Origin of the sequence: Pantoea sp. Morm, from assembly GCF_016643525.1 — a bacterium.
Classification (GTDB): domain Bacteria; phylum Pseudomonadota; class Gammaproteobacteria; order Enterobacterales; family Enterobacteriaceae; genus Pantoea; species Pantoea dispersa.
In genome coordinates this window covers 1-7,149 of record NZ_VOQX01000145.1, presented here as the reverse complement: position 1 = coordinate 7,149, position 7,149 = coordinate 1, and the positions used below count along the sequence as shown (strand labels likewise).

Annotated in this window: 8 protein-coding genes; 6 read left to right on the top strand and 2 right to left on the bottom strand. The window is 56.7% G+C overall.

The window, feature by feature from the left end:
- A partial coding sequence (locus FT726_RS25380; RefSeq protein ID WP_346303662.1) for an esterase-like activity of phytase family protein occupies window positions 1-1,350 on the bottom strand: 1,350 nt, incomplete at its 3' end.
- A 287-nt stretch (window positions 1,351-1,637) separates the two neighbouring features.
- On the opposite strand from FT726_RS25380, the gene FT726_RS25375 reads away from it, so the two are divergent.
- The 6 genes from FT726_RS25375 to FT726_RS25350 all read left to right on the top strand — a co-directional run bounded on the left by FT726_RS25375 (window position 1,638) and on the right by FT726_RS25350 (window position 4,774).
- Window positions 1,638-2,219, top strand: coding sequence for a LuxR C-terminal-related transcriptional regulator (locus FT726_RS25375; protein WP_288422539.1), 582 nt, complete (start codon window positions 1,638-1,640; stop codon window positions 2,217-2,219).
- A gap of 228 nt (window positions 2,220-2,447) precedes the next feature.
- Complete coding sequence (locus FT726_RS25370; RefSeq protein ID WP_132462871.1) at window positions 2,448-2,960, top strand: GNAT family N-acetyltransferase; 513 nt, start codon at window positions 2,448-2,450, stop codon at window positions 2,958-2,960.
- A 276-nt stretch (window positions 2,961-3,236) separates the two neighbouring features.
- Window positions 3,237-3,404, top strand: a complete 168-nt coding sequence (locus FT726_RS25365) for a general stress protein (RefSeq protein WP_021506316.1) — start codon at window positions 3,237-3,239, stop codon at window positions 3,402-3,404.
- Between the two features lie 186 nt (window positions 3,405-3,590).
- Window positions 3,591-3,788, top strand: coding sequence for a hypothetical protein (locus tag FT726_RS25360; RefSeq protein ID WP_031279223.1), 198 nt, complete (start codon window positions 3,591-3,593; stop codon window positions 3,786-3,788).
- The gene (locus FT726_RS25355; RefSeq protein WP_104092842.1) at window positions 3,788-4,573 is read left to right on the top strand and encodes a hypothetical protein; all 786 of its coding nucleotides are present in this window, start codon (window positions 3,788-3,790) and stop codon (window positions 4,571-4,573) included. The genes FT726_RS25360 and FT726_RS25355 overlap by 1 nt, the downstream gene beginning before the upstream one ends.
- Before the next feature lie 78 nt (window positions 4,574-4,651).
- A complete protein-coding gene (locus FT726_RS25350; RefSeq protein ID WP_255412066.1) occupies window positions 4,652-4,774 on the top strand; it encodes a hypothetical protein in 123 nt (40 codons plus the stop codon).
- Between the two features lie 47 nt (window positions 4,775-4,821).
- Here FT726_RS25350 and FT726_RS25345 read toward each other — a convergent pair.
- A partial coding sequence (locus FT726_RS25345) for a phosphoketolase (RefSeq protein ID WP_407075093.1) occupies window positions 4,822-7,149 on the bottom strand: 2,328 nt, incomplete at its 5' end.

Here is a 7,149-nt window from a genome sequence, read left to right as displayed (position 1 = left end):
CGGTTCCGCCAGCGTTATGATAAACAACTCACTGTCCGAGCTGGCTTTATCCAGCGGTTTCACGCTGATGGTGGTGGCAACCGGCTTACCATCTACCGTCAGCCTGCCCTGGTCGTTGACCCGATAATCCTTGCGCTTCTTACCTTCCACCGGATTTTGCAGCACCATTTTCACGCCGAAGTCATTGTCATTGATGACCGCCAGCGTGTTGCTGTCGATCAGCGCCAGCCCTTCGGCCTTCTCCTGCTGCCAGCCGAGTTGACGCAGATCCACCACCCGCGTTTTCGTCGCCAGCACGATGCCGCGCTGCGCCAGCGTTTTTGCGTCGTCAAACTCCGGGTAGTCACCGGCCTTATCGAATGTGGCCAGATCGGTGGCCTGACTGAGATCCACCTTATAGATAAGGTTACGCATCGCGTCGTCTTTGTCGCTGCCCTGCTCAATCAGCAGGATGTGCTGATTATCGATCGCCACGATATCGCCAATTTTCGCGTCGCTGTTTTTACTGTACGCCTCGCTGTCGATAGGGTAACCATACATCGCGGTTTTACCGGTGGCCGGATCGAAGCTCACCAGGCGGGTAAAGCGTGCCTGCTTTTTACTTTTCCCGTTGATATCCAGCGTACTCTGCACCGCGGCGATGATGCGTCCATCCGGCATGCGCGTGATCCCTTCAAAGCCACGATTTGGCTGGCGCCATTTAAGAACGTTCGGCAGACCACCCGCGATCGATTTTTCCCCTTCCATGGCCTGCGGCCCGTGAATCGCCAGGATCCTGCCCTGCTTATCAACGTTAATCAGGAACGGACCATACTCATCGCACAGCCAGTATCCGCCCTTCCCGTCCAGCGTAATGCCTTCCGTATCCAGACCCCGGTTATCGCCCTGCAGCACGTGCAACTTATCGCTTAGCGCGATTTCATTGGTTGACCCGATGACGCCATTCTGCAGCGGCAAGCCGTTAATATTGCCCTTTGCGTCGTGCAGCGGTCGGGCGTCCGTCGCCTGCGCTTTGCCGTTCTTCACCTGGATATTCATCAGCAGCGGCGCGAAGTCCGGCGTGACGAAAATTTTCGACTCCTGTTTACCCATGTCAGGCGAGTCGGCATTCGGTCCGCGATCGGTGACGGTCACAAAGTTGAGCGTATCTCCCTGCCTGCCGGTAAACAGCAAACCGGAACCGATGCCTACCGGCAAACCCTCCGGAAACGCGCTGGCGAACGCACCGCTGTAGCTGACGCGCGTCCCCTGAGGAAAAGTGACGCTATAGTGTTCGGTTTGCGGCTGCGCCGCCAGCGTGGATAACGAGAGGGTACAACCGAGAATCAGGGAAAGCGTTTTTCTTTTCATATTATTCATGTCCATACAGAGGAGCTGACACCCTAAAGACTAAAAATGACAGGAAAATGAAATGGCAGAGCAACAGTGGCGGCTGACATCATCCCGGGCGATCTCCCCGGTTCGCCACCGCACCGGTTTTGCTTCATTCATCAGGAACCGGCTTGCCTGTTGTCCCCCTGCAGCTCAGCCCTGCCAGACATTTCTCAGCCTTTTCCTACAACCTGACGCAGGCCGTCTGATATCGGCTCAGCGCGGTTTCCGTTCAAATGGGTTAACCGCGAGCACAGGAGGAAACAATGCTGAACATCTTCACTATGGATAGCGACCGCTGGATTACGGAAGGTCTGCGCCTCTACTTTTCCGGGCAGATGATAAGCTGCCTGACGCTCACCTCGCCGGATAACCCTATCCCCACCGGACGCGGGCGTAACGTAGTGATCAGCGAGCTGCATTTTGCCAGTAAAAACCTGGAAGAGACGCTGCGTAGCCTGCTGCTGATGCAGCTCAAAACACCGGGCGTCGAGCTGGTGATTCTCACCGACATCAGCGATGAAGCCGTACTGAATTACGTCGCCCGCCACCTGAAGAAAGCGCTGATCCTGAGTAAAAAATGCCCGCTGGCGACACTGGTCAGTGCGGTGCTGACGCCGGAAAACGTTGCCACCGTCGCCGCACCGCACGGCAACGCCGATGTGCTGACCGAGCGCGAGTTCACGCTGCTGCGCTGGCTGGCGGGTCCGCGCCGCATGACGGAGATCGGGCATGCGCTGCACCTCAGCAATAAGACCATCAGCCACTACAAGAACACCATCTCACGCAAGCTGGGCTGCAAAAACCACATGGATTTTTACCATCGCCTCACCAGCTACGGCTTTTAATTCGCGCCTCCCGCCTCAATTCAGGATGTTCAGCCCGCTGGACATCCTGCGCCTGCCTCCTTTCCTGTTAAAAAATCAAAACATTCAGCTAACTTCCTTACCGCAAAAGGGATGACACCCGGTTTGATTCGCGCATAATGACGGGTCACCTGTACGGGCAGGATGCCCGCTGACACCCCCACTCTGCCGTAACGCAGGATAAAACATAAAAACTGAAGGAAGACTGGCATGGAATTCACCATACGCAACGCGCAGCCTGATGATGCCGAACTGCTGCATCAACTGGGGCGCATGACCTACAGCGCCCACTTCAAACATATGTGGGTATCCGAAGCCGAGCTGGATGAATTCATCGATAAAGAGTACGGCCTGGCCGAGCTGCGCAGCAGCCTGGTGGCGCCCAACGAAAGCTGGCTGATTGCCGAAACCAGCAAACCCATCGGCTTTGCCAAAGTGACCTGGAATACGCCGGTACCGGACTCCGGCATGAGCGGTGCCCAGCTGAATAAGCTCTACCTCAACCCGCAGGAAACCGGTAAAAACTATGGCCGGCGCATGTTCGAAAGCATTATCCACGCCGCGCGCGATAAGCAGGAAGGCTATCTGTGGCTGGAAGTGATGGGCGAGAACGTGCGCGCACGCAAATTTTATGAAGCCTTTGGCATGCAGCACATCAAAGACATTCCTTTTATTACTGCTTCGCAGCAGAGCATCCTGCAGATTTTAGGCATGGTTATTTAGCGTGGCTCACGGCGCCGGGTCAGCTGTCTGGCCCGGCCGGTTGGGTGCACTGGAGTGTTTCATTTTATTACTTCACCGCCGCAAAAGTTTTAAATAAGCGCAGCGACAGCGCAGAATTATTGTTATTTCAACAAACTAAGATAAAAAATAAAAACGCCCTTTTTTATGCGCCGTCACGCTTGCAGAAATAGCACCAGCGATTACTATTAAATACGCAACACGCACATGACAGCGCAACAACGTCATGTTATTTATTACTCATGAAGAGGATATATTATGACTCAGCATCGAGGCGGTTCAGGTAATTTCGCAGAAGATAAACAGAAAGCATCAGAAGCCGGTAAAAAAGGCGGACAGCACAGCGGCGGCAACTTTAAAAACGACCGCGAAAAAGCGTCCGAAGCCGGTAAAAAAGGCGGACAGAGCAGCAATCGCGGCTCGTGATTAGCCGGCCAGCACAGGATGAGGCGGCCATGGCGCAGGGAGCGCGCCGTTACCCCCCGGATTATTGTCTTACCCTGCGCTGACTTTCCTCACGTTTAACAGATAACTCTGAAACCGCCTGAATCTGGCAGAAAACGTTATATGATCAATTAACTATTTATTGCCTTACAGGAACAGCCTGACGTGATATTGCGCTATTTTACCTCTCTTTTTTCCAGTCCGGAATCATTACTGCAGGTGATGAGCCGCCAGGATATTCGTGAATCCATTCAGGAAGGTGACCGGATTATTATTGACGAAGACGGTAACGCTTCGGTTAATCCCCTCAGCCCGCAGGTACAGCAGGACTTCGCCGATCATATTAAGCGCTTAAAGGATATCTGATGGGAACCGCGATATTTATGGTGCTGATGGTCTGCGGCTACTGGTACACCAGTCGCGATATGTCCAGCCGCCTGAAAATAAAACGCTCCTTTGGCTGGGACGTCTATTTTCTCATTGCGCTGTACGGCTGCATTTTTGTCGTTCAGGGCGTGGTCGCCACCGGCCTGGTCTGGCTGCTACTGCTGGCGGCCTCGGCCATCAATAACAGCCTGGCGCTGTCTGCCGATCTCCATGCGCGCTGGCACGTCGATTTCATGACATGGAGTTTTCTCGGCATTCAGGCACCGGTGGTGATCATGCTGGCGTTTGCCGTGCTGTTTTGTGTGTATCGTTCCAATTCCGGCAGCGCGCGGCTGACCGCCGGCAGTCGCAAAGAACTATATCAGCGCCTGTCCCGCTCTAACGGTATTGAACAACTGCTGCTGCACTGCATGGAAGAAGGCGAACTGGCATGGGTCACGCTGAAATCGCGCCGTATCTACATCGGCATGATTCACGCTGCCACCTTTGAATATCCCAGCACCGCCAATATCGTGCTGATTCCGATGCTCAGCGGCTACCGCGATTCGCGCACGCTGAATCTGGCGATTGAGCATAACTACAGTCGCTGGTATCACCAGCACGAGATTAGCTTTGTCTCCAAACCCAAAAGCGCGCTGGAGTTCCGTAAGGTGCTGATGGTCGACCAGATTGAAAGCCTGTCGCTGTTCGATCCGGCCAGCGCCAGCGCACTGGCTATGGGGAAACCTCAGCACACAGAGAAGCGGCAGAATGTTCCGGGCTGAGCCGCGCAGCCACCCTTTATATCCGCGCAGCTGGCAACGGTGGCGCGGGTTCACATGGTAACCGTTAAGGAGTATACAATGACCGATCGTCCCGTTCACGGCGACCAGCCGGATTACGATCCGCGTAAAAACAGCCCCGACCAGAAGCCGAAAGATGACGAAACCAGCGCGCCTGAATCCGGGGATAAACAGGCCGAATAAACCATAAACCGCCTTTTCAGGCGGTTTTTTTTCGCGCCCGGGTCGGGTTAGCCCGGCCACAGCCAGTTACGTACTTCCGGCACGTCTTCACCGTATTCGCGCACATAGCGATGGTGCTCCGCGATGCGCTGCTGCAGGTCGTCGAGCAATTCAGGATGGCGATCGGCCAGGCCCGGCACATGCAAAATCGCCGCCTGCGCCAGATGATAGCGGTCCAGTTCGTTGAGCACCGTCATATCAAACGGCGTGGTGGTGGTGCCCTCTTCGTTAAATCCGTGCACGTGGAAATTGGCGTGATTGCTGCGCTGATAAGTCAGACGATGAATCAGGCTGGGATAGCCATGAAAGGCGAAAATCACCGGTTTGTCGCGGGTAAACAGCGCATCGAAATCCTCTTCCGACTTGCCGTGCGGGTGCTGCTGCTGCGTCTGCAGTGCCAGCAGATCCACCACGTTGACCACGCGAATGCGCAGCGCGGGCAGATAGTTTCGCAGCAGATCCACCGCCGCCAGCGTCTCCATGGTGGGCACATCGCCGGCGCAGGCCATCACCACATCCGGCTCGCCGTCATCGCTCGCCCAGCGCCATTCGCCCATACCCGCCTCGCAGTGGGCAATGGCGCTGTCGATGTCCAGCCACTGCGGTGACGGCTGCTTGCCGGCGACAATCACGTTGATGCGATCCCAGGTGCGCAGACAGTGATCGCCCACCCACAGCAGGGTGTTTGCGTCCGGCGGCAGATAGATGCGCACGATATCCGCCTTTTTATTCGCCACGTGATCGATAAAACCGGGATCCTGATGGCTGTAACCGTTGTGATCCTGACGCCAGACATGTGAAGACAACAGATAGTTGAGCGACGAGATCGGCTGGCGCCAGCCCAGTTTGCGCGCCACCTTTAGCCATTTGGCGTGCTGGTTAAACATCGAGTCGACAATATGGATAAAGGCTTCATAACAGTTAAACAGCCCGTGTCGTCCGGTCAGCAGATAGCCCTCCAGCCAGCCCTGACACTGGTGCTCGCTGAGAATTTCCATTACCCGGCCGTCACGCGCCAGCTGCTCATCATACGGTTCGATGTCCGCCATCCAGCTGCGGCTGGTGACGTCAAAGACCGGCGTCAGGCGATTCGATGCGGTCTCATCTGGCCCGAACAGACGGAAGTTATCGGCGTTGCGCTGAAAAATCGCGCTGAGGTAGTGGCCGAACTGTTTAGTGGCTTCGCCGCGCTGGCTGCCCGGCGCGCCGGTGTCGAGCGCAAACTCGCGGATGTCCGGCGTGTTGAGCGTGCGGCGCAGCCGTCCGCCGTTGGCATAGGGTGAGGCGCTCATGCGTTTATCCCCCTGCGGCGCCAGCGCACGCAGTTCCGGCCTGAGTTTACCCGCCTCGTCAAACAGATCTTCCGGCTGATAGCTGCGCAGCCACTGCTCTAACACCTGCCGATGCGACGCGTCTTCGCGACACGCCGCCACCGGCACCTGATGCGCACGCCAGAAATCTTCCACCTTTTTACCGTCCACCTCTTTCGGGCCGGTCCAGCCCTTCGGGCTGCGCAGTACAATCATCGGCCAGCGCGGGATCGCCTGCTCTGTCTGCCCGCTGCGCGCCTGCTGCTGATAAGCGGCAATCTTATCAAACGCGTTATCCAGCGCTGCCGCCATCTGCTGGTGCATGTCGGCCGGCTCGTGCCCGCAGACAAACAGCGGCTCATAACCGTAACCGCTGAACAGCTGCTGCAGATCGTCATCACTGCTGCGCCCCAGCAGCGTCGGGTTGGCAATTTTGTAGCCGTTCAGATGCAGAATGGGTAGCACTGCACCATCACGCTGCGGATTGAGGAATTTGATGCCGTGCCAGCTGGCGGCAAGCGGCCCGGTTTCGGCTTCGCCGTCACCAATCACGCAGGGTACGATCAGCTGCGGATGATCGAAAACCGCGCCAAACGCATGCGACAGCGAATAGCCCAGCTCGCCGCCTTCGTTAATCGAGCCCGGCGTTTCTGGTGCCGCATGGCTGGGAATGCCTCCGGGAAACGAAAACTGCTTAAACAGCCGCTGCATACCGGCGGCATCTTCACTGACGTGCGGATAGATTTCGCTGTAGCTGCCTTCGAGCCAGCTGTTCGCCACCATCCCCGGCCCGCCGTGCCCCGGGCCGCAGACGTACAGCAGATCCACCTCGCGCTGGCGGATGATGCGGTTGAGGTGCGCATAGATAAAGTTCAGGCCGGGCGTGGTGCCCCAGTGGCCGAGCAGACGTGGCTTGATATGCCCGGGCTGCAGTGGTTCGCGTAACAGCGGGTTGGCCATCAGGTAGATTTGCCCGACGGACAGATAATTGGCGGCGCGCCAGTAGCGATCGATCAGCGCCAGTTC